The 22,506-nt window shown below is 59.9% G+C and carries 22 protein-coding genes; 13 read left to right on the top strand and 9 right to left on the bottom strand.

Features of this window, described 5'->3' with window-relative positions; all coding sequences use genetic code 11:
- The first annotated feature begins 541 nt into the window (after nt 1-541).
- A complete protein-coding gene (locus LF252_RS05490) occupies nt 542-982 on the top strand; it encodes a DUF2147 domain-containing protein (RefSeq protein WP_226268524.1) in 441 nt (146 codons plus the stop codon).
- 184 nt (nt 983-1,166) lie between these two features.
- The gene (locus LF252_RS05485) at nt 1,167-1,793 is read left to right on the top strand and encodes a hypothetical protein (protein WP_226268522.1); all 627 of its coding nucleotides are present in this window, start codon (nt 1,167-1,169) and stop codon (nt 1,791-1,793) included.
- A gap of 79 nt (nt 1,794-1,872) precedes the next feature.
- Here LF252_RS05485 and LF252_RS05480 read toward each other — a convergent pair whose 3' ends face one another.
- Nucleotides 1,873-3,888, bottom strand: a complete 2,016-nt coding sequence (locus LF252_RS05480; protein ID WP_226268519.1) for a M1 family aminopeptidase — start codon at nt 3,886-3,888, stop codon at nt 1,873-1,875.
- A gap of 124 nt (nt 3,889-4,012) precedes the next feature.
- Between LF252_RS05480 and LF252_RS05475 the strand changes: the two genes are divergently transcribed.
- Nucleotides 4,013-6,262, top strand: a complete 2,250-nt coding sequence (locus LF252_RS05475; RefSeq protein ID WP_226268517.1) for a T9SS type B sorting domain-containing protein — start codon at nt 4,013-4,015, stop codon at nt 6,260-6,262.
- A gap of 87 nt (nt 6,263-6,349) precedes the next feature.
- On the opposite strand, the gene LF252_RS05470 is transcribed toward LF252_RS05475, so the two are convergent.
- From LF252_RS05470 to LF252_RS05460, 3 genes are all read right to left on the bottom strand, one after another.
- The gene (locus tag LF252_RS05470; protein ID WP_226268516.1) at nt 6,350-6,997 is read right to left on the bottom strand and encodes a cytochrome c oxidase subunit 3; all 648 of its coding nucleotides are present in this window, start codon (nt 6,995-6,997) and stop codon (nt 6,350-6,352) included.
- Between the two features lie 177 nt (nt 6,998-7,174).
- Nucleotides 7,175-7,516 (bottom strand): hypothetical protein, encoded by a 342-nt coding sequence (locus LF252_RS05465; protein WP_226268514.1) that lies wholly within the window; start codon nt 7,514-7,516, stop codon nt 7,175-7,177.
- Nucleotides 7,509-7,751, bottom strand: a complete 243-nt coding sequence (locus LF252_RS05460) for a hypothetical protein (protein WP_226268512.1) — start codon at nt 7,749-7,751, stop codon at nt 7,509-7,511. The genes LF252_RS05465 and LF252_RS05460 overlap by 8 nt, the downstream gene beginning before the upstream one ends.
- A 210-nt stretch (nt 7,752-7,961) precedes the next feature.
- Between LF252_RS05460 and LF252_RS05455 the strand changes: the two genes are divergently transcribed.
- The 4 genes from LF252_RS05455 (at nt 7,962) to LF252_RS05440 (ending at nt 12,267) form a co-directional block, all read left to right on the top strand.
- Nucleotides 7,962-8,750 carry a TapB family protein gene (locus LF252_RS05455; protein ID WP_226268510.1) on the top strand — a complete coding sequence of 263 codons (789 nt, stop codon included), beginning with the start codon at nt 7,962-7,964 and terminating at the stop codon, nt 8,748-8,750.
- Between the two features lie 36 nt (nt 8,751-8,786).
- Nucleotides 8,787-9,338: a DUF4920 domain-containing protein gene (locus LF252_RS05450; RefSeq protein ID WP_226268508.1), complete on the top strand. Its 552-nt coding sequence runs from the start codon at nt 8,787-8,789 to the stop codon at nt 9,336-9,338.
- A 113-nt stretch (nt 9,339-9,451) separates the two neighbouring features.
- Nucleotides 9,452-11,620 (top strand): NAD-dependent DNA ligase LigA, encoded by a 2,169-nt coding sequence (gene ligA / locus LF252_RS05445; RefSeq protein WP_394370394.1) that lies wholly within the window; start codon nt 9,452-9,454, stop codon nt 11,618-11,620.
- A 191-nt stretch (nt 11,621-11,811) separates the two neighbouring features.
- Nucleotides 11,812-12,267, top strand: a complete 456-nt coding sequence (locus tag LF252_RS05440) for a rhodanese-like domain-containing protein (RefSeq protein WP_226268506.1) — start codon at nt 11,812-11,814, stop codon at nt 12,265-12,267.
- Between the two features lie 109 nt (nt 12,268-12,376).
- On the opposite strand, the gene LF252_RS05435 is transcribed toward LF252_RS05440, so the two are convergent.
- Nucleotides 12,377-13,168 (bottom strand): hypothetical protein, encoded by a 792-nt coding sequence (locus tag LF252_RS05435; RefSeq protein ID WP_226268504.1) that lies wholly within the window; start codon nt 13,166-13,168, stop codon nt 12,377-12,379.
- A gap of 4 nt (nt 13,169-13,172) precedes the next feature.
- Nucleotides 13,173-14,102, bottom strand: coding sequence for a polysaccharide deacetylase family protein (locus LF252_RS05430; RefSeq protein ID WP_226268502.1), 930 nt, complete (start codon nt 14,100-14,102; stop codon nt 13,173-13,175).
- 126 nt (nt 14,103-14,228) lie between these two features.
- Here LF252_RS05430 and dapA point away from each other — a divergent pair, with 126 nt between their 5' ends.
- Nucleotides 14,229-15,098, top strand: a complete 870-nt coding sequence (dapA, locus tag LF252_RS05425) for a 4-hydroxy-tetrahydrodipicolinate synthase (protein ID WP_226268500.1) — start codon at nt 14,229-14,231, stop codon at nt 15,096-15,098.
- Between the two features lie 62 nt (nt 15,099-15,160).
- Here dapA and LF252_RS05420 read toward each other — a convergent pair whose 3' ends face one another.
- From LF252_RS05420 to LF252_RS05410, 3 genes are all read right to left on the bottom strand, one after another.
- Nucleotides 15,161-15,634: a hypothetical protein gene (locus tag LF252_RS05420; RefSeq protein WP_226268498.1), complete on the bottom strand. Its 474-nt coding sequence runs from the start codon at nt 15,632-15,634 to the stop codon at nt 15,161-15,163.
- 3 nt (nt 15,635-15,637) lie between these two features.
- The gene (locus tag LF252_RS05415) at nt 15,638-16,375 is read right to left on the bottom strand and encodes a (Fe-S)-binding protein (RefSeq protein WP_226268487.1); all 738 of its coding nucleotides are present in this window, start codon (nt 16,373-16,375) and stop codon (nt 15,638-15,640) included.
- Nucleotides 16,376-16,493: 118 nt separating this feature from the next.
- On the bottom strand, nt 16,494-17,348 hold the full coding sequence (locus LF252_RS05410; protein WP_226268485.1) for a hydroxymethylglutaryl-CoA lyase: 855 nt from the start codon (nt 17,346-17,348) through the stop codon (nt 16,494-16,496).
- Between the two features lie 333 nt (nt 17,349-17,681).
- Here LF252_RS05410 and LF252_RS05400 point away from each other — a divergent pair, with 333 nt between their 5' ends.
- The 5 genes from LF252_RS05400 to LF252_RS05380 all read left to right on the top strand — a co-directional run bounded on the left by LF252_RS05400 (nt 17,682) and on the right by LF252_RS05380 (nt 22,465).
- Nucleotides 17,682-19,016 carry a M23 family metallopeptidase gene (locus LF252_RS05400; protein WP_226268483.1) on the top strand — a complete coding sequence of 445 codons (1,335 nt, stop codon included), beginning with the start codon at nt 17,682-17,684 and terminating at the stop codon, nt 19,014-19,016.
- 215 nt (nt 19,017-19,231) lie between these two features.
- On the top strand, nt 19,232-19,720 hold the full coding sequence (locus tag LF252_RS05395; protein ID WP_226268481.1) for a thioredoxin family protein: 489 nt from the start codon (nt 19,232-19,234) through the stop codon (nt 19,718-19,720).
- A 65-nt stretch (nt 19,721-19,785) separates the two neighbouring features.
- Nucleotides 19,786-20,820, top strand: a complete 1,035-nt coding sequence (locus LF252_RS05390) for an FAD:protein FMN transferase (RefSeq protein WP_226268479.1) — start codon at nt 19,786-19,788, stop codon at nt 20,818-20,820.
- A 99-nt stretch (nt 20,821-20,919) separates the two neighbouring features.
- On the top strand, nt 20,920-21,111 hold the full coding sequence (locus LF252_RS05385; RefSeq protein WP_317197839.1) for a DUF4266 domain-containing protein: 192 nt from the start codon (nt 20,920-20,922) through the stop codon (nt 21,109-21,111).
- Nucleotides 21,112-21,172: 61 nt separating this feature from the next.
- Nucleotides 21,173-22,465: a DUF3570 domain-containing protein gene (locus LF252_RS05380; RefSeq protein WP_226268469.1), complete on the top strand. Its 1,293-nt coding sequence runs from the start codon at nt 21,173-21,175 to the stop codon at nt 22,463-22,465.
- Nucleotides 22,466-22,506 lie beyond the last annotated feature (41 nt).

Below are 22,506 nucleotides of genomic sequence, written 5' to 3'. Positions count from 1 at the left end.
TTCAAATCTTACCAAGCGGTTGGCCTGGGGTACAGGCCCGCCATCTACGTATCAGGTAAGACCTTGCCAGAATGCGGGAAATTACTCAGTTAGGAGCGAGTTCCGCGCGAAGCTCTTGTTACGCGCGTCCGGCGGTGAAGCGGACTACATTCGACAGGCTTGGCAGGATTTGTTTGGGACTACTAGACATTTTGTACCTCCTTTCTTTAGATCCGACATAACCCGGGCCGCGCTTCCCAGCACCTTAGGGTTGCTTGGCGGGGGCTGTAGCACTCACTACGGTAGGTAAAGTTAAAAGCCCTCGGGATGGTTCAAAATAAAAAGGGCTTTTTTTAGGGCCTTTGCGCCATATTTTATTCATCTACCTGATCTTCAAAGGCTTTACAGAACTACTTTTTTCAGCGCATCTACCATTCACGCAGGCTGGCCCCAAAGTTGCCTCTACATCGGCAGGATATGGTTGAGCTATGAATTGCCGTCATTCCCAACTTTTCCTCTATCTTTTTCCCGAAAACCCCACATTTACTTCATCACCACCACCATGAAAAAATTTCTGTTCCTCTGCCTGGGCCTGTTTTTGGGTCTGATTGGCGCTGCCTCGGCCCAGTCCCTCTCCCCGCTGGGCGTGTGGACGAATGCGGAGAAAAAGGCTACATTTGAAATCTACAAGTGCGGCAACAAGCTGTGCGGCAAGATTGTGACCCTGACGGTGCCCAACGACCCCAAAACCGGCAAACCCAAAACCGACTCGATGAACCCTGACCCCAAACTGCGCAGCCGTCCGCGTCTGGGCCTGGTGTTCATGCAGGGCTTTGAGTACGACAGTGACAACAAGTGGGACGATGGCAAGATCTACGACCCCGAAAGTGGCAAAACGTACTCCTGCTACATGAAAATGGAAAACGCCAACACCATGGAGGTGAAAGGCTACATCGGCTTCTCGCTCATCGGCAAGTCGCAAACTTGGACGCGGGTTAAGTAATACCCGCCTCACTCATCAAAAAGCCTCTTCCCGAACGGAAGGGGCTTTTTTTGTTGCAGTTAGCCAGCTCGGCGGAATATGGCGCATTGTTTGGTACTACCCCACGGCCCGGTGCCGACGTGGTTCCAAGTTAAACCATTTGCGCGGGGCCGTGTTTCTCTCCAAACCCACCTGCCTACCCTTGTTGAATTTTCTGAAACGGTTTTTGGCCGGCCCGGCTTCTGCTTCGGCGGAGTGGCAGCCCTTGCAACGCCGCCCGGCGCACGAGCGGGTGCGGCAGCAGTGGCTGGAGCAGCAGGTTTTCCGGAACTGGATGGCCCCGTTTTTCAAGGCTTATCATTACCAGAAAGCGGGGCTGCCCGGAGCGCCCTTTCGGGTGCAGCTTATTAAGGAGGAGCACCGCCACGGGGCCGTATTTCTTTATGACCCCAGCATTGGACCCGGCAACTTTCAGCACCTCTTCGATTACCTGCGCGACCGGGTGCTGAGCCTGGGTTACCACCTAGGAGCCGCCGATGAGCGCACCACCCGCCACGAGTCGTTTTCGGAATCCACGCAGAAGTACTTCCTGAAGCCCCGCCCCAACGACTGCAGCAGTTCCGGCCGCTGCAACCAGCTGTTTGGTAACATTACCGTTGACTTGGTGCGCATTAATGGGCAGCCGGGCTTTATCCGGCTGTTCAGCAACCCGTTCACGGATAGCATCTTCACCCCCGCAGCATCGTTTGATGAGTTGATTGACGCCGTGTTTAACCAGCCCGCGCCAACTCCCGAAATCGAGCAGTTGATTCCGAAATACCGGAAGCTGTAAATCGGCCTTCAGGCAGCCCATAAGCAAAAGCCGCCGGCTCTTACTGCAAGAGTCGGCGGCTTTTGTTTGGAGCTTACCGCTATTCGGCGCGGGCGAAGCGGGCCTGGGCCGCTACGCCTTCCGGCGTCAGGAGGCGCAGCTGGTACAGGCCGGGAGCCAGCGACGCCGTGTGCAGCACGGGAAACGCTGCCGTGACCCGCTGCCGCAGCACCACGCGTCCGGTGGCGTCCAGTACTTCAGCGGTGGCCTGCCCCCCACTGAAATCGGCCAGTTTTAGCTGGTCACGGCAAGGGTTGGGGTATACGGTTAGCGCCGCCAGGGCCACTCCGGAGCGGGTACCGGTAATCAGGCCCGTATCCCGGGTGATGGTCCCGGTGCCGTTCAGCAGCCATTGGTCGGGGTCGACGCTGATGCTGCTGATGGGGCGCGTCTCAGCCACGGCGGCCGATACTACCGCCTGGTACTGGTTGAGGCGCAGCGTACGGGTAGTGCCATCCGTGAAGGTCAGGCGGTAATCCACATCGGTATTGAAGAAGGGCGTTACCGTGGGCATAGACGTGATTTCAGTGTTCTGAATGTATACCAGCCCATTGGCTTGGTTCCAGCGCACCGTAAAGGTGGGGTAGCCCTGGCCCCGGAACCACTGGTCGAAGAAATACTGCAGGGAGCGGTTGGCTTCCGCCTCAAAAATGCGCTGTAGGTCGCGGGTGCGGGCGGTGCGGCCGCCATACGTGCTCTGGTAGGTGCGCAAAGCCCGGAAAAACTTCACATCATCGTTGAGCAGGTAGCGCAGCATGTGCACCAGCGAAGCACCTTTTTTATAGGAGAGGCGGGTACTGAAGATGCGGCTGACGCTGCTGGTATCCGTTACGAATACGCTGCCGCCGGGCTGGCTCATGGCCGTGGTATGGGCCTGGTCCATCCAGGAGCGGGCGGCAGCGGCCGAGCTGAACCGGTTCAACGACAGGTACTCGCCGTAGGAAGCAAAGCCCTCATTCAGCCAGATATCCTCCCAGGCCCCGCACGTCACGTTGTCGCCGCACCACTGGTGAAACAGCTCATGGGCCGTCAGGGTGAAGGTGAAGCCGTCCTGCGTGGTCATGGTCTGGTGCTCCATACCACCGCCAATGGGGGCCATGCTGTGGCCGTACTTCTCGTTGGCAAACGGGTACAAACCCACCAGCTCCGAGTAATTTTCGATGAAGCCGGGAGTCCGGTCGATTTCCGTGCGGTACGTGTTGAGGGCCGCCTGATTGTACACGTAATTGACGATGGGAATGCGCGGCCCACCGGCTGGCTGGGCGTAGTTCACGTATTCCACATAGGGCGCCACAGCCACCGAAATCAAGTAATAGTCAATGGGGTTGCGTGACTTCCATTCGTACCGCACCCGGCCATCGGCCAGGGGTGTGCTGCGCTGCAGAATGCCGTTGGAGCCTACCTTATTGGAAGCCGCGGTAGAAACCCAGACATCCGAAGAATCAGCTTTGTCCGTGAGCACCTGCTTGCAGGGCCACCACTCGTAGGCATTGTAGGGCTCCGAGAGGCTCCAGGTGGTACTTACGCCGTAAGTGGAAACAACACGGGTGTCCAGAGCATTCCCGATGGCGGCGGAGTTGCCGTTTGGCGCGGTGCCCCGGTAGTAAATAAGGGCGTTGAACAGGGCGTTGGCCGCCACCGGCTGCGTCAGCCCCACGGTTACGTCGCCCAGCCCCACGCGGCGCACGCCCGCACTCCGGCGGCCATTCACCACCACCGAGTCGATGGTGTGCGAGGTGTACAATTCAAACGCCAGCGAATCGAGCCCGGCAGCGCCGGCCAAGCCTTTAATGGTCACCACCCCGCTAACATCCCGGGTAGTATTGGTCAGGTTCAGGTCCAGCTTGTAGTATTTTACATCGTAGCGGGCCATTTTCTGACGGTGACTGAGGCTGGCATACGCCGGACGGGCCGCACCGGTATGGGCCTGAGCGCAGGCCGTAGCCGCAGCCCCGCTGAAGTCCGTGAGGTCGGGTTGATAGGCAGGAATCTGCGCCAGAGCCGGGACGCTCAGGCCCAGCGCCGCAACTGCCGCTGCATAGTAACGAAGGAGCATATGAAAGTGGGTAGAGGATGGAAGCGAAAGGTACGGTGCAAATGCTTGTACGGCGCCGGCACCGGATGCAGATAGTTGGCCGGAGTAGTTGTACCTTACCGGAGAGCTTGCTTTTTGTGCGTGTATGAAGTCAATTTTACCTCGCTTCTCGTTTTTCGGCCGTTTTTTGCTTCTGCTACTGTTGTGCTGTTTGTTGGCCCCGGCAGCCTGGGCCACGCACATTGTGGGCGGTGAGCTGGACCTGCAGTACCTGAGTGGCAACTCCTATCAGCTTACCCTCAACCTGTACTTCGATGCCGTAAAGGGCGACCCGGGCGCCCTGGACCCACAAATGGTAGCCAGCATTTTTGAGAAGGGCTCCAACCGACGGGTAATGGACGTTGCGCTGCCGCTCACCAGCAACACGCTGGTAAGCTACACCATTCCGGCCTGTGCCAACTCCGAGTTGGTTACGCGCCGCATTGTGTACACCCGCGCTATTACTCTCGCGCCCCAGTCGTACGCCAACGCGGCCGGGTACTACGTGGCCGTGGAGCGGTGCTGCCGCAACAATAGCATCAGCAATATTGTGAATCCGGCCGGAGCCGCGCAGGCGTTTTACCTGGAAATTCCGCCCATCACCCGCAACGGCGGGGTTCTGCGCAACTCCACCCCGCGCATTTTCCCGCCCCTCAGCGACTATGCCTGCCGGGGCGAATTATTCTACTACAACTTCGGGGGGCAGGATGCCGACGGTGACTCCCTGGTGTATGACCTCGTAACGCCCCTCAACGGCCACACCACCACTGCCTTTCCCAACCCTGGCTTCGCCGACCCCGCTCCTTACGCCCCCATTACCTGGCTGCCGGGCCTGAGCGAAACCAACCAGATTCCGGGCAACCCGACCCTGCGGATTGGGCGGCAGAGCGGCCGGCTGGAAGTGCGCCCCACCCAGGTGGGGCTGTTTGTATTTGCCATCCGGTGTACCGAGTACCGCAAAGGCGTGCGGCTGGGCGAAGTACGGCGCGACTTTCAACTCAAGGTCATCACCTGCCCTACCAACGCCCGGCCTAAAGTGCTGCTGCAGGCGCCCGGCACCACCCGCAGCTACCAGCCCGGCCGCGACACCCTGCGCCTCACGCCGGGTGCAAGTCGCTGCGTCACCCTGCGCTTCACCGATGCCGACCAGGCTTCGGCCCTTACTCTGTCGCTGAGCCCGGTGAACTTTAGCGGCGTGTTGCCCTCTCTCAGCGTGCAACAGGGTAACGTGCGCGCCCCCGGCGTGCCCGATACCGTTGTATCGCGCCTGTGCTTTCCGGAGTGCTTTAATACTCGCGGCAAAGTGTACCTGCTGGATGTGATAGTGGCCGATAATGGCTGCAGCCTGCCCAAGCGCGACACCGTGCGGGTGGCCTTCACCTCCGTGCCCAACCCCAACGGTGACCCAACCCTCACCACCACCGCGGCGCTACCCATCCGGGCTCGGGTGGGCGACCTGATAACGTTTGACCTGGCCGCCACCGACCCTGATGGCGACCCACTCACGCTTACCATGGCCGGACGAGGCTTTGCGCCGGCCAGCCTGGGCGCCAACCTTACCCAGCAAGGCGCGGGCAGCCAGCTCAACGGCCGCTTCAGCTGGCGCGTTGATTGCCGGGCCGTAGATAAGCCCTTGTATGAGTTTGACTTTACGGCTGCGGCCTCGCCCTGCAACGAGCGGCAGGCTAGCACGGTAGTTATTCCGGTGCGGATTGACTACCAGAATACGCCCCCGGCTCTCACCAGCTCCTTCCCCGCCCCCACGGCGGCCGACTCCATTACGGTAATACGCCGGCCGCTGGATGGTGTATTTGAGGCAACGCTGGCGGGCACCGACATTGATCAGGATGCCTTGGTATTGGGCGCCACCGGCAACGGCTTCGACTTGGCCACGGCCGGCATGACGTTTACGCCGCGCAACGGCATCGGGGCCGCCAACGCCACGTTCCGCTGGGTGAGCAATTGCGAGGCCGTACGGCGCAATGGGCTAGAGGTCACGTTTCAGTTGCAGGAAAACACCTGCCGGCCGCAGCCCCGCACCCGCACGGTACGGTTTGAAGTGGAGCCGCCCGCTCCCAAGCCATTTCTGCCGCCCAACATCATCACACCCTATCAGGTTGATGGCAAAAACGACGTATTCACACTGGACAACGCCAAGGCCAACCTGCCGCCGGACTTTTGCGACTCCAACTTCGCCGATATCCTCATCTTCTCGCGCTGGGGTAATCAGGTATTCCGCACCAACAACCGGGCATTCCGCTGGGACGGCGGCCACCAGCCCGCGGGCGTATATTTCTACCTGATTGAGTTTACGGACGGTAAGAAGTATAAAGGCACCGTAACAATTGCCAACTAGCCCCTACCCGCTCCAAGCATTCGATTTATAAAAGCCAAGGCCTCAGATTTTAGTGCGATGAGCGTTGCGAGGCTGTGTGCTGCCTGTTCAATACAGAAATAAAAACGACGCGAACAGTGCAATCCAAACTGCATCAATAAAGTGCCAGTACAGCGTTATCATGCGCAGCTGCAGACGGCGGTAGGGGTTGCGGATGAACACTAGGCTACGCACCGCGTCGCGGGAGGCATGATGCGTGCGCACCAGCAGCACCAGCAGAAACAGCATGCCCCCCAGCACGTGCGCCACGTGCAACCCGGACATGAGGTATACAAACGTGCTGCTGGATTTGCCTGTGAAGTTGAAGCCCTGCTGCAGCATCTCCTGCCAACCTTGAAACTGCAGCCCGGCAAATATGCTGCTCAGCAGAAACGTAGCCCCCAGGCAACGGGCCAGGGCCGGCAAATCGTCTTGGGCATAGAGCCGCTTGCTTTGTGCCAGCACGTAGCTGCTCACTAGCAGTACCACCGTGCTCAGCGAGAAAAAGCGGGGCAGCGGATAACCGCTGCCATTACCCTCTCCGTTGTGCAGCCGGGTGTAGGCGTACGCCCCAATCAGTACCAGAAAAAGAGCCGAAATGCCCGCCAGCCCCACGTACAGCATCATCAGCAACAGCGGCACGCGCTCCAGGCGCCGAAAGGAAGAAACCGGGTGGTTGGCCCCTACCGTATTGCTGCGTTCAAAGTCGGAATTCATGGAGGTGAAGGAGAACTGCGTACGGAGTAGCAAACCAATTACCTGACCTTTAGTTCCGGCTGCAAACGAGGGAAACGCCAGACTAGGCCATTGACCAAGATACGGAAAAGCATTCAGCTCCGGTGTACGATTTTTCGGGCTGCGGGCCTGTTTTCAAAGTTATTTTCGACGGAAGCTCTACCGGAAAAAAGAGCCAATTTTGCCCAGCACGGCGTTAAGGGTAATCTTGGCCGAGCGCCCTACTCCAAAGGTGACGTAGGTTTTGCCGCCCACCCGCAGATCCAGCACCAGGCCCAGTTGGTGGGCCAAGTCGTTCAACTGCTGCAGCGGGTCGAGTTTGGGGCCGGTGCGGGGCTCGGACGGGGCGTTAGGGTCTTTGGGCGGACCGCTGGTGAGCTTGTCCAGCACGCGCTGGCTGGGCAGGTTCACAATCAGGTACCCGCCCGAGCCAGCTATCTGGATGTCGTCGCCATCGAAGCTAATAACTAGCCGCGCCTCGATATCAATACCGTTAGCCAAGGCTGGAGGGGTTGGCGGGCGGCAGGGAGTTGCTGGGCTGATTGGGCTGGTTTTCGCCGCGCGTGCGGATGCGCAGGCTACCATTCAGCCGGAACGTGGTAGGAGCCGCCGGGTTCTGGGGGTTAGGCATTTGTAGCTCCATCTGCTCAAAGTTGAGGACCAGCTCTACGCCACCTGAAAGCTTGGAGAGTAACGAGGCCGCCGTATCGGCCCAGGAGGTTGATTGGTCAGGCATAGTTCGTGGTTGGGAGAAAGAAGGGTGAGCGAATACGTGTGGGCACTGCCGCTAGCACAAACGGCGGGCACGGGGGCAAGTTACACGCTTGAGTTGGCAAGGCCTTTGCCACAGGGCAGTATAGCAGTTCCGGTATCAGGCCAAAATCCAAATGAAGCCGGTTTCGTATGCAGCCTCAACGGTTGGTTTCCCACCCACTTACAGTACCCCATGAGCCGATATCTGATTACGCTGGCTACCCTATTGCCAGCCGCTGTAGCCGCCCAGGCCCCTACAACTGAATGCCCAAATCCTTTCGGCCTCCACGATAATATGGAGCGCGTGTACCAGCTGCAGGATGCCGCTGGCAAACCCGCTGGCAGCATCCGGCAGCGCGTGGTGAGTATGGGCTCGGAGCAGAACAAAAAGAAAACCGTCACGACCAACACCGTACTGCTTAAACAAGGCCTGTACGATGCCAAAAACCGCCTGCAGCATCAACAGGACCTTACATTCCGCTGCCGCCAGGATACCACTTTCACCGATGGTATGGTGCTGCTGGCCCCCGACGCCCTCCGCTCCTTCCGGGAACGGCTCTTCACGTATTCGCCCCAGCCTATTGCTTGGCCCAACCAGCCCACCGTAGGTAGCAGCCTGCCCAGCGGAGGCGTTTCGGTGGATGTGCGCAGCTCGGCGGTACACATTGCCACCGTGAATGCCCTGGTACAAAACCGCAAAATCACCGGCACGGAGGCCGTAACCACGCCCGCTGGCACGTTTCAGTGCTATAAAGTAGAAGGCCAGCAGGAATCTGCTACAGTAGCGCGGGCCGACATGGTGATGCGCGACGCAGCGCGCTTGGTGCAGTACTACTCGCCGGAGGTAGGCATTGTGAAAACGGAGCTGTATGACAAGAAGGGCAAGCTGAGCCAAACCCAGCTCCTGACGGCCATCAACAGCGGCACGGCCACCAACGGCCAGCACAAGGTGAAAGAGAAAATCAAGGTGAAAAAATCGTAAATTCAGGCCTCCAACCAATCCTTTTCGTCGCCTGTTATGCGTTCTTTCCTTTCGCTGAGCATTCCGGCCGCCGCGCTGGCCCTGAGCCTACCCCTAAGCGTATCGGCCCAGAAAAAGTCGATTAAAGTAGCCGAGGCCTGTGATAACAAAGCCGAAACGGCAGCCCAGGCAAAAGCCAAAACCGTGGCGCCCGGCACCATCTACGGCACCAGCTTTGCTGCAGCTAAGGCCCGCCCGGTGGGTGAGGTTCGGCAGTTGCTGGGCAGCCGCTCTTCAGCCCCACTCACGCTGGTAGGCAAAGCCGACGCCGTGTGCCAGGCCAAAGGCTGCTGGCTGACCCTGGCCCTGCCCGATGGCCAGAAGATGCGCGTGAAATTCAAGGACTATGCCTTCTTCGTGCCCAAGGACATTGCCGGCCGCACCGTGGTAGTCAACGGCATAGCGCAGCGCGAAGTGGTATCGGTAGCGGCCCAGCAGCACTACGCCAAGGATGCCGGCAAATCGGCAAAGGAAATTGCCGCCATTACCAAGCCTCAGGAGCAGCTCAATTTTGAGGCTGACGGGGTGCTGATTCAGGGCCAGTTATAGGCATTTAATTTCCTTATTGCATTCATCGAAAACCCGTCAGATTTTACCACTGACGGGTTTTTCTGTTTTAGAGCTTGGCAGAAAGCCGTAGCTTGCACCATGGGCTTTTGGCCATGTGCCCCACTGACGAAACGCCCGCCGCTCACCACCCGAACAGCCCTATCATGCCAGATATTCAGCAGCAGATTACCGCCCTTACCGAGCGGCTTCACCACCTCAACTACCAGTATTACCAGCGCGATATTTCGGAGGTTTCCGACCAGGAGTTTGACCACATGCTGGCCGAGCTGGCCCAGCTGGAAAAGCAATACCCCGAGCTAGCCCATCCCAACTCCCCCACTCAGCGCGTGGGCGGCACCATCACCAAGCAGTTTCCTACGGCCGAGCACCGCTACCCCATGCTCAGCCTAGGTAATACCTATTCCGAAGCCGACCTGCGCGAGTTTGATGAGCGGGTGCGCCGGGGCCTGGAAGGGGCCGATGTGGCCTACGTGTGCGAGCTGAAGTTTGACGGCGTGGCCATGAGCCTGACGTACCAGAACGGCCAGCTCACACAGGGTGTCACGCGCGGCGACGGTACCCGCGGCGACGTGGTAACCAGCAACGTGCGCACCATCCGGAACCTGCCGCTGCACCTGCGGCCCGAGGGCGCGCCCCAGCCCCCCGAGTTTGAGGTGCGCGGCGAGATTTTCATGCCTCTACCGGTATTTGCCGAGCTCAACCAGGAGCGGGAGGCCAACGGTGAAGCCCTGCTGGCAAATCCGCGCAACGCTGCCTCGGGCGCACTCAAGCTGCAGGACTCCGCTCTGGTAGCCGCCCGTAAGCTGCGCTTTTACGCCTACTCTTTCCTGATGCCCGGCCGCAACCAGTTCCCCACGCACAGCGCTTCGCTGGAAGCCCTGCGCGCCTGGGGTCTGCCCGTTTCGGATACGTGGCGGCTGTGCGGTACTATTGAGGAAGTGCTGGATTTCGTGCATCAGTGGGACAAGAAGCGGTTTGAGTTGCCGGTAGCCACCGATGGTATCGTCATCAAAGTAGATGATTTCCGCCAGCAGGAACTGCTGGGCTTCACGGCCAAGAGCCCGCGCTGGGCCATTGCCTACAAGTACCCCGCCGAGGCCGGCCGCACCCGGCTGCAGGCCATTCAGTACCAGGTGGGCCGCACCGGAGCCGTTACGCCGGTGGCCCTGCTCAACCCTGTGCCGCTGGCCGGCACCGTGGTGAAGCGCGCCTCGGTGCACAACGCCAACCAGATTGCCGCCCTCGACTTGCGCCTCGGCGACATGGTGTTCGTGGAGAAAGGCGGCGAAATCATTCCCAAGATTACGGGGGTCGACGTGGCTGCCCGCCCCGCCGACAGCCAGCCCATCATCTACCCCACCCAGTGCCCGGCCTGCGGCACCCCACTGATTCGGCCGGAAGGTGAGGCCCACTTCCGCTGCCCCAACGACCGGGGCTGCCCGCCCCAGCGCAAAGCCAAATTGGAGCACTTCGTGTCGCGCAAGGCCCTGAACATTGACGGACTAGGTGCCGAAACCGTAGGGCGCTTCTTCGACCTGGGTTTGGTGACGGACGCGGCGTCGCTCTACGACCTCCCGGCCAAAGCCGCCGAGCTGGCCCAGCTGGACCGCATGGGCGAAAAATCGGTGCAGCGGCTATTGGCCGGCCTCGAAGCCAGCAAGCAGGTTCCCTTCGACCGGGTACTGTTCGGGCTGGGAATCCGGTACGTGGGCGAAACCGTGGCTGAGAAACTGGTGAATCACTACCGCACCATAGAGACGCTGGAAGCAGCCACTGCCACCGAGCTGGCGGCCGTGCCCGAGGTGGGCGGGGTTATTGCAGAGTCGGCGGCGGCGTGGTTTCAGGAGCCCGAAAACCGGGACATGGTGGACCGGCTGCGGGCGGCGGGTTTGCAACTGGCCCTCACGGGCGAGGCCCCGCAGCCCCACAGTGACCGGCTAGCGGGCCTGACGTTTGTGCTATCAGGAGTATTTGAGCAGCACAGCCGCGAGGAGCTGCAGCACCTGATTGAGCAGCACGGCGGCAAAATTACGGGCAGCATCAGCAAGAAGCTCAGCTACCTGGTGGCCGGCGACAAAATGGGTCCCGCCAAGCGGGAAAAAGCCACCTCGCTCAACGTGCCCATCATCAGTGAAACGGACCTCTTGGCCATGCTCCCCACCGCCACCGACGAGGCCGAACCCCCGGAGGAACAGCAGGAAGCAGCCGCTCCGGCTCCCCAGCCCAAAGCTGATGCAGGTCAGCAAACCAGCCTATTCTAAACAGGCAATAAGTGGGCGTTGAGTTCAACCGGCAGTCGTGCGCAGGCGCAGCAGAGTGTCTGCATGACTGCCGGTTGAATTCAACGCTCAATTCTGTGTGCTGCCGTGGGAAAACCATTCTTTCCGGCAGGCAACGCTTTCCGCTGAGCGCTCGTCTTTCAACCAGTTTCTTCCATCAATCCATCTATCCTATGCTCCGCTATTCGCTTACCCTCGCTTTTGCTGTGGCCTCACTGAGCGCAATGGCGCAAACCAATGTGGTTCAAGATGCCAAGCTGGCTTCTCCTCTCCCCAAGAATGTCGCACTTCGGGGTGAAACGGCCGTCGTTGCCGCACCGGCCGTTACCAAAATTCCGCCCCAGGAAGCCAAGGTTCTGCTCCAGCAACCCGGCACGGTACTGCTCGACGTACGTACTCCGGAGGAATTCGCCGCCGGCCACCTTGTCGGGGCCGAAAACCTCAACTTCAACTCCCCTGATTTTGCCTCCCGCCTCGCGTCGCTCGACCCCAACAAAGTGTACGTACTGTACTGCCGCTCCGGCAACCGCAGCAACCAAGCTGGTTTGGTAATGCAGGACAAAGGTTTCAAGAAAGTGCTGAATGCCGGTGCTTATGAAACCTTGGCGAAGGAAGGGGTCAAGAAATAATACATGCCTTCTAGAGTACAGAAAAGCCTCATGTCTTGATTCAGGGATGAGGCTTTTCTGTACTCTAGAAGTAGGAGAAGCTATACGGAACGCTCAGTGTTTATTCAGGCTAAGCTTGCTGGGCCGGCGCGGGCAAGTACGGTGGGAGGTTTCGCAACGCAATATCCATTGTATACCAATAAAACTGCTTCCGTTTCAGCACAACGCACCGGCTGAGCACGTCGAAATGGTCGTAACCAATCCATTCCAGCGAGTGGTAGGTAGTTAAGAGCAACTGCCAGCCAATTGTATGCTGAACGTTGGCTACTTCCTCCCGGCTCACGCCTTGCTGCTCCAGTAGTTGCAGGGTGGCCTCCTTTTCGGCGGACGTGGTTTCGGTATCGGCGTAAGGGCTGGCAATCAACGCCCAGATATCGAGCCGCTGCCACTCGGGAATCTGGTGACGTGCGGCAAATGCCAGCAGCTCCTCCTTTTGCTCAGCCTGCAAAAAAATCACCTCTCGGGCGTTCAGCACCACTATCGGCCCCGACAGCCCGACACCTACTTCCACAATAGCATTAGCCGGAATCCAGGGAGTTGCATGGATGCTGGCGGCCCGAAACGGGTAGCGCCGGACGCGCCGCAGCCCGTCCGTTTCGATGGCTATGCTAGGCCGATACTGCGCCTGGGCAACCTGAATAGCTGGCTCGAACCTGTAGCGGTACGCCAGCCACAGCAGCCCGCTACCACCCAGCACGCTCAACGCAAAAACTCCCAGCCCGAAATACCATTCAGGCTGGGAGAAATCAGCATGCAACACGCTGTAGCCTAAACCAGCTCCCCCCACCACCGCGGCCACTAGGCCATACACCAGATGGTCACGGTGCAAGTACCGCCGCCGACTGGTGGGGCTGGTTGTCATTTGGCTAGAAGCTCTGCACGATGCTGTTGTGCAGGGTGCGGGGGCTCCAGTAGCCGCTGGCAATAATGCGGCGGATGGTGTAGAGCGGATCCTGCTGGTCGCGCTTCTCAGCCAGGATGAAGGCCGCATCCATACCGCGCTTCTTCAGCTCGGGGATGGACTCGGGACGCCACAAACCGAAGGGGTAAGCGAAGTAGTTGATTTTCTTGCCGGTAATTTCTTCGAGCTTTTTGGTAGGCTCCTCAATCTGGGTAACCCAGTCCTTACCCTCGTACTTCTTCACATTGTGGTGGTCCCAGGTGTGCGAGCCGATGACGTTGCCTTCATCCGAAAGCTGCTTCACCTGTGCCTTGCTCATGTAGTGCGGGCGGCCCAAGCTCACCGTCATGATGAAGTACACGGCTTTGTAGCCATACTTATCAAGGGTGGGCTTGGCCACGGTAAACTGGTCGAGGTCGGTGTCGTCGAAGGTCAGCATGATGGGCTTGCTGGGCAGGGCCGCACCGGTGGTGAGGTAGGCGTACAGCTGGTCGGGCAGGATGGTGTGGTAGCCCGAGTCGGCCAGCATTTTGATCTGGGCCTTGAACTGCTCCACGGGCACGATGTAATCCTTTGCCCCACGCGAGTCCTTGGCGCGCCAGTCCCGAATTTGGTGGTAGCACAAAATCGGCACCTGCGGGCGGGCCAGAATGGTAGCTGCATCGGCGCGCTGGCCGGCGGGGATGGTAGCCGGTGAGCCGGCGCTGGTGCTGGCGGCCGAGGCATTGCCGGCCGTGGGCGTGGCGGCGGTGCTGGCCGAGTCGGCCGCATCCTGCGCTTTGTTGGCTACGGCCGAAGTTTCGGCGGCGGTGGCGTTTTTAGCATCGTTGCAGGCGCTGAGGGCGCCTAAAGTTGCCAGCGCGGCGGCCAGCACGGGGTACTTTGGGAAGTTCATGAAAAGGAATAACGCGGCCTCAGGAGCTTTGGACCGTACTTTTAAGGATGATAGGCCGACCTTGGGCAAGGGCATTGTATCTTCGCCGCAGGACTTCCCTCTACAAATCAACCGCTAATTTTCCGCATGGACAACCTTCGTGGTACCGGCGTCGCCCTCGTCACTCCCTTCACTCCCACCCCCGACCGCGCCGTGGACTACGCGGCCCTGCGTCGGCTGCTAGATTTCACCATCGACGGCGGGGTGGAATACCTCGTTATTAACGGCACCACGGCCGAGTCGCCGACCCTCACCACCGAGGAAAAGGCCGAAATTCTGCGCGTGGCCAAGGAGCATGTAGCCGGCCGCGTGCCGCTGGTGTACGGCATCGGCGGCAACGATACGGCCGCCGTGGAACGCACCATCCGCAACACCGACCTCTCGGGCATTGCGGCCCTGCTCTCGGCCTCTCCCCACTACAACAAGCCCAGCCAGCGCGGCATTATTGCGCATTACCAGCGTCTGGCTGATGCCTCGCCGGTGCCGGTGCTGCTATATAACGTACCCGGCCGCACCAGCTCCAACCTCACCGCCGCTACCACCCTGGAGCTGGCCAAGCACCCCAACATCATCGGCATTAAGGAGGCCAGCGGCAACCTGGAGCAGTGCATTGCCATTGCCGCCGCCAAACCCGACGATTTCCTGCTCATTTCCGGCGACGACATGATGACCACTTCCCTCATCAGCTTCGGGGGCGTGGGCATCATTTCGGTGCTGGCCAACGCCTTCCCTCGCCGCTTCTCCGACATGACCCGCGCCGCCCTGGCCGGCGACTTCCAAGAAGCCAGCCGCCTGCTGTTCAGCTTCGTAGAACTGAACCCGCTGATGTATGAGGAAAGCAATCCTGTGGGCGTGAAAGCCGCCCTGGCCGCCCAAGGTATCTGCGACGACGCGGTGCGCCTGCCTTTGGTGGAGGGCTCTGAGGGGCTCAAGGAACGAGTTGGGAAGTTGGTGTAGACATTTAATTGCCTATCCTCGCTAACCAAAGGCCCCGTCTTTATTCAAGACGGGGCCTTTGTCTAATTGTGAATACCAGCCCATTTTTGAGGCTCTAAGTAGTCTAATGGACTATCGACCTTAGTTTGAAGTGTACCTTCTAACAGTTGGCTGAATAATTGACCAACTTTAAGAAAATAGGTGCTAGCAACTGATTCCGTCCAAATTACGCCAGCAGCTTTATAACGACGATTATTAAGAATTTCCGCTGTAAGTAATCCCCCGCTGGCAATTAACACTCGATGAGTTTGCGCTGCCAGTTTTAGCAATACGAATATGTGTTCCTGACTATCAGCGAAATCGTCTAACTCAAGATCAATACATCCTACAAGCCCTGCTGTTGCCTGGAACTGCCACTGTTGCTTGAGTTGCAGCAACCAGTCGTCAGTGCTATCGGCTTCATCAATTTGTTGAAGAAAATACGAAAGCCACGTTTCCAGTAAGCTGTCTTCGCACCAAAATCCGAAGTTTCGAAACTCTATAAAGCTCGTTGCCACAACTTACCAACCACTAGCCAGTACATCCGCTACGTGCAAAGTTTTGATGGGCTTCTTCTCGCGACGGATGTAGGCGTCGAGGTGCATGAGGCAGCTCGTGTCGGTGCTGATGAGGTAGTCGGCACCGGTGGCCAGGGCATGCTCCACTTTCTGTTCGGCCATGGCTACCGAAATAGCCTCGAACTTCACGGCGAAGGTGCCACCGAAGCCGCAGCAGGTTTCGGTTTCGGCCATTTCCAGCCGCTCCAGGCCCGGCACTGCGTCCAGCAGCTGGCGCGGGGCTTCCCGGATGCCGCACTCGCGCAGGGCTGAGCAGGAGTCGTGGTAGGTGTATTTGCCGCTGAGCTGGGCCTGCGGAATCGACTTCACGCCCAGCACGTCCACCAGAAACTCCGTCAGCTCAAACGCCCGCCGCTGCACCCCGTGGTAGCGGCCCGAGTCGGGCGTACCCTCAAATAAATCGGCGTAGGTGTTGCGCACCATACCAATGCAGGAGGCCGAGGGACTCACGATGTAGTGTTCCTGCTCGGTTGGGAAGTCATTGAGAAACTTGCGGGCCACCTCGCAGCTCTGCTCCTTGTAGCCGGCGTTGTAGGCAGGCTGGCCACAACAGGTCTGGTTGGCGTTGTAGTGCACCTGACAGCCCACCGCCTCCAGCACCTTCACCATATTCAGGGCCGTGTGCGGGAAAAGCTGGTCAACAAAGCAGGGAATGAACAGGTCGACTTGAGGGGCTGGCATGGTGTGGTCAGGTAAGGTAGGTACTGTCATTCCAAGCAGAGCGAGGAACCTGGGTTACTCATCCAATGGCTAATCCAGATTCCTCACTTCGTTCGGAATGACAGGCGGCAAAATACGGCTAATGCCCCGCAAATATGCGCTGATTCCACGCCAGTGCTTCCGCTAGGGCTTCCTGATTCAACTCCGGCGCAACACCTACCTCGGCGGCGAAGTCTAGGAGCCGTTCGGTGGGCATGTTACCGGTGAGCTCATCTGCCGCCATGGGGCAGCCGCCGTAGCCGCCCAGCGCGCCGTCGAAGTGACGGCAGCCGGCCTCGTAGGCGGCCTGCACCTTATCGCGCCAGGTAGTGGGCGTGGTGTGCAGGTGCGCCCCGAAGCGGATGTGCGGGTAAGCGGCCGTCAGCTCCCGGAAGGCGGGGGCAATGGTGGCCGGGGTGCTGGCCCCAATGGTATCCGACAACGCCACGATGCCCACGCCCAGGGCATCGAGCTTTTGGGTGAACTCGCCCAGCACGGCGGGGCTCCAGGCGTCGCCGTAGGGGTTGCCGAAGCCCATGCTCAGGTACACCACCTGCTCCTGCCCGGTGCGGGCGCACAGTTCCTGCATGCGGGCCACGTCGTCGAGGGCTTGGGCGATGCTTTTGTTGGTGTTGCGCTGCTGGAAGGTTTCGGACACCGACAGCGGGAAGCCGATAAACCGGATTTGCGGGTGCTGAGCGGCAGTTTCGGCCCCGCGCAGGTTGGCCACAATGGCCAGCAGCCGCGTGCCCGACTGGCTCAAATCGAGCCCGTCCAGCACCTCGGCTGTGTCGGCCAGCTGCGGAATGGCTTTCGGCGACACGAAGGAGCCGAAATCCAGGGTATCGAACCCCACCCGCAGCAGGGCGTTGAGGTAGTTGATTTTATCGGCGGTAGGGATGAACGTGGGCCAGCCCTGCATGGCGTCGCGGGGGCATTCGGTGAGGTAGAGCATGGGCGGGAAGTTTGAAGTCAAAGGTAGAAAGTCGAAAGGCAAAGTACCGGCCCTGTCATTGCGAGGAGGCACGACGAAGCAATCCTTCCTTATCAGAGGCCTAATCCTTGACCTACTCCTAAAACCCAGACGTCTGTATTTATCGAGGTAGGTGGTTGCCGCATATAGGTTTCAGATTTCACCACAGGGTATAGGCTTTTCGAATTACAGGGCGTATCACCCTGAAAAGGAAGGATTGCTTCGTCGTGCCTCCTCGCAATGACGGAAGCCGAACTACTCCGCGGCGGCTGGGGTTTATCCAATTACCCGTTTCGCTTTATCCAACCCCGTTCAATGTTGCACCGACTCCGGGCCCTGCCCGCCGTTCTGTTTGTCCTATTTCTTACTGCTTGCAGCCAAAGCCAGACGCTGCAGGGAATCTTTCAGGCCCGCACCCCCCACGAGGCATACGCCCACAAGCTGAAGCAGGCGGGGCTAGCCGAAACCGCCCTGGGCCGCGACTGGCTCCGGGCCGCCGACCAGGCCCTGCGCGACTCGCTGGTGGTAAAGCTGCCTTTCCAGGAAGTTGGGTTTTTCCCCGCCGACCGGGCCGTGGCTACCGGCCTGCGCTATCAGGTGCGGCAGGGCGAGGCCATCCGCATCAGCCTCACGCTGGCTCCCGGCACGCAAGCTCCTAAAGTATTTGTGGATGCCTTCGAGCTGAGCCCTGACCAGAAAACGCCTCGCCCCCTGGCCTCCGCCGATACCGCCGACCTGAGCTTCCGCTACGTAGCCGATGCCGACCGCCAGCACCTGCTGCGGGTGCAGCCTGAACTATTGCGCGGGGGTCGTTACACCCTGCGCATTCAACGGGAGCCCAGCCTGGGCTTTCCGGTGCGGGGCAAGAATGATGTGGCTGTGGGCTCCTTCTGGGGCATGGAGCGCGACGGGGGAACCCGCCGCCACGAAGGCATTGACATCTTCGCCCAGCGCGGCACACCCGTAGTGGCGGCAGCCAGTGGCTACATCACCCGCGTAAACGAGACGCCCCGGGGCGGCCGGGTAGTATGGCTGGCCGATACCGACCACGGCCAGCACCTCTACTACGCCCACCTGGACAAGCAACTGGTGCAACCGGGCCAGCAGGTGCAGCCCGGTGACGTACTGGGCCTGGTAGGCAACACCGGCAACGCCAAAACAACGCCTCCTCACCTGCATTTTGGCGTGTACCGCAACGGCGCCGTGGACCCCTACCCCTTTGTACGCCGCGCCGATGTGCTGCCGACTGCGCCCAAAACCCAGTTTGCCCGGCTGGGCCAGTGGGTGCGGGCGCGCGAGGCTAAGCTCAATCTGCGACTGATGCCGGCTACATCGGCCGCAGTGGCCGCCGCGGCTACCCGCACCACGCCACTGCTGGTGCTGGGGGCTTCCGCTGAGTGGCTGCGGGTGCAACTGCCGGCTGGCCGTACCGGGTATGTGCCCGCCAAGGCGGTCCTAACAGCCGCTCCGCTGCGCAAAGAGAATGTTGCGGCAGTAGCCGAATTGCAGTCGTTCCCGCTGCCGGGTGCTCCGGCCATTGCCTCACTCCCGGCCCTTACTACGGTGTCGGTGCTGGGTGAATATGGCGGCTACCGCCTGGTTCGGCAGGCCGATGGGCGGACGGGCTGGGTGGCCTTAAAGCCTGTCTGACGCTCAGTTGGTGTGCGGGCGCAAACTATTTTTTCGGATAGTCCATTTCTTCACCCGGTGTTCATGCAACGGCGCGTACGTTTGAACCGGTGATTGGAGTAAAGAACGCGGGGTAGCTTTTACAGAAAAGCCGCTCCGCGTTTTTCCGTTTTACCGGCACGGTGGTTGCCACGTACACGGTTCAGAATTTTTTGTCTCTCTACAATTTCTCTCCGATGCGCACTCCCCTCTTTCTTGCCGCACTTTCCTTATCTCTGACCGCAACCGCCCCGGCCGCCCGGGCGCAGGCTCCGGCCACTGCTGCCACGGCCGCCCCGGTTACCTGGAACGCCACGCTTGATGCAGCCTTGCAGCAGGCCAAAGCCACTAACCGCCCCGTACTGGCCGTTTTCTCGGGCTCCGACTGGTGTAAACCCTGCATCATGCTCAAGCAGGAGGTGTTTGATAAGCCGGAATTCACCCGCTACGCCCAGGACAAATTGGTGCTGGCCCGCTTCGATTTTCCCCGTAGCAAGAAAAACAAGCTGCCCGCCGAGCAAACCAAGCAAAACGAGCAGGCGGCTGCCAAGCTGAACAAGGAAGGCTCGTTTCCGTTGGTGGTACTCCTCTCGCCCGATGGCACGGTGCTGGCCAAAACCGGCTACCGGGCAGGCGGGGCCACGGCCTACACCAACTACCTGAACACCCTGCTGGCCCAGAAGTAACCTACCTTACCGCGTCTGCCGGTGCTTCCCTCGTGCGGAGGCACCGGTTTTTTCGCTCCGTTGCTATGCTGCGCCTGTTTCTGTTATTCTCGCTGCTACTGCCCCTCACCACTTTGGCCGGGCTGGGTCACCCGCGCAATTTCGTTAAGGAAGCCCACCTGATGGGTTCCCACTTCACCTACACGGTGGTGGCCGACAACGATACGCTGGGCTGGAACTCCCTCAACGCCGCCATTGCCGAAACCCGCCGCATCGACCGGCTCATGTCGTTCTGGGATTCTACCTCCCAAATCACCCGCATCAACCGCGCCGCCGGTCTGCGCCCGGTAGTGGTGGACCAGGAAGTATTCGACCTGATTCAGCGCACCCTGCGCATCTCGGAGCTGAGCGGCGGGGCCTTTGATATCACCTTTGCCTCGGCTGATAAGATTTACAAGTTCGATAGGCAGGAACACGCGCTGCCCTCGACGGAGGTGATGAAGGCCGCCGTGGCCCGCATCAACTACCGCAACGTGCTGCTCGACCCCGCTAAGCGCACCGTGATGCTCAAGGAAAAGGGCATGCGTATGAACCTGGCGGGGGTGCTGCAGGGCTACGGCATCCGGCGGGCCCGGCAGGTGCTGGATAAGCTAGGCATCAAAGGCGGCCTGCTCAACGGCTCAGGCGACATCCTGTGCTGGGGCCGGCAGGCCGATGGCTCGCTGTGGCGCGTGGCCATCGGCGACCCGGACCACCCGGGCAGTATCTCGTCGTGGGTGCAGGTGACGGATGTGGCCGTGGTAACGGCCGGCAACTACGAGCAGTATTTTACCTCGGGCGGCAAGGTGTACGGCCACATCATCAACCCCGCTACCGGCTTACCCGCTACCGGCCTGCGCTCCGTTACCATCATCTGCCCCGATGTGGAGTTAGCCGATTGTCTGGATGAGGTCGTCTTTGTGAAAGGGCCCGTCGACGGTTTAGCCTTCATCAACACGCTGAAAGGAGTAGACTGCACGCTCATCACCGACGGCAACCGCACGCTGGTTTCCAGGAACATGCAGGTGCGCTACCTGCGCAACAATGCCCCCGTGCCTGCCGTACCCGCAACGCGGCCCTAGCGCCGCTTCCGACCTTTTTTCGCCCTTTTTCTCCCCTCGCCTGTGACCTGCTCTCCTACTTTTAAGCGCCTGTGCCGCCCCCTGCTGGGCCTGGCAGGTTTGCTGGCTGCCGCTTCCAGCCTTACGGGCTGCGTATCGGTGGCCGCCTACCAGAAAATGTACCTGAACGATGAGGACATGAAGCTCGCCAACCGGCGAGTGGAAGTGTACGAAACCAATTTTGAGAGCTACCGTGAAGGCGCTGGCGGTGCCAACGGCGGCAAAGTTGGCGGCGGCTGCGGCTGCAATTAATGCACTGGCGGTTATTGCCCCTGTTTCGGGCGCATTAGCCACACTCTCCTCTCATTCCTGTATGAAAATATCCTTTACTCTTCGCGCTGCTCAGGGCACCGGGCTGCTAGTGGCCGGCTTGCTGCTGCCCGGCCTGGCGCTGGCCCAGGGCGGCGTAACGCCCAACCGCATCGACGGCTCGGGCATACCCACTACTCCTACCACTACCAACGTCAGCACGGCCTCGCCCGGCGAAACCGAGGTAAATATTCTCGGCAGCTACTACCAGCAGGATGGCGTGCACGGTGCCGTGCAGGGTGGCAAAGGCACTGAGTACCTCACCGACGTGACGCCCACCATCATCCTCAACATTCCGCTGGATACCGTTAGCCGCCTCACGGCCAATATCGGGGCCGACTTTTACGCCTCGGCCTCCACTGACCGGATTGACGGCGTGGAGGGCTACTACCTCTCTACTCCGTCTTCGCACGATGCCCGCTACCACGCCGACCTGGGCTATTCGCGGGAAAATAAGGCCAAGCACCGCATCGTGGGGTTTGGTGCCGGGGTGTCAAAGGAGTACGACTATTTCTCGGTGAATGTGGCCGGCTCGTGGTCGAAGGCCTCGCAGGATGGCAACCGGGAGCTGAGCGTGGCCGGGCAGGTTTTCATCGACCAGGCCAAGCTGATTTACCCCGTAGAGCTGCGTACCGGCCAGATGCTGGTGCCCACCGATAAGCGGCAGAGCTACAACCTCAACTTAGTGTATTCGCAGGTAATCAGCCAGCGGTTGCAGGTGGCGGTGAGTACCGAGCTGGTATACCAGCACGGGCTGCTGAGTACACCGTTTCACCGGGTGTATTTCCAGAACACAACCCTGCCGAAAGTGGAGCAGCTACCCCAGCAGCGCTTCAAATACCCCGTGGGCCTGCGCCTGAGCTACTACGCTACTGATTTTGTGCAGCTGCGCGGCTTCTACCGCTTCTACAACGACAACTTCGGCATTCAGGCGCATACGCTGGAGCTGGAAACGCCCCTGAAAATTACGCCCTTCTTCGTGGCCTACCCCTTCTACCGGTACCACACTCAAACGGCGGCCAAATACTTTGCGCCCTACGCTCAGCACACGCTGCAGGATGAGTACTACACCTCCGACTACGACCTCTCCAACTTCAGCGCCAACAAGTACGGGCTGGGGCTGCGCTACTCGCCGGTCTATGGCCTGTCGCGCTTTAAAACGCCGTTCAAAGACGCCCAGGGAGGCCGTAAGGTGGCTAAATTCAAATCCCTGGATGTGCGCTACGCTTATTACCAGCGCAACGTGAATTTCCACGCCAACATCATCAGCTTCGACATGGCCTTTACCATGCCTTAAGGCTCATTATGCTGCTCAACCAACACACAAAAGCCCGGCCG

It is taken from the genome of Hymenobacter pini (assembly GCF_020421205.1).
Taxonomy (GTDB): Bacteria; Bacteroidota; Bacteroidia; order Cytophagales; family Hymenobacteraceae; genus Hymenobacter; species Hymenobacter pini.
This window is presented reverse-complemented; position numbering and strand designations above follow the sequence as displayed.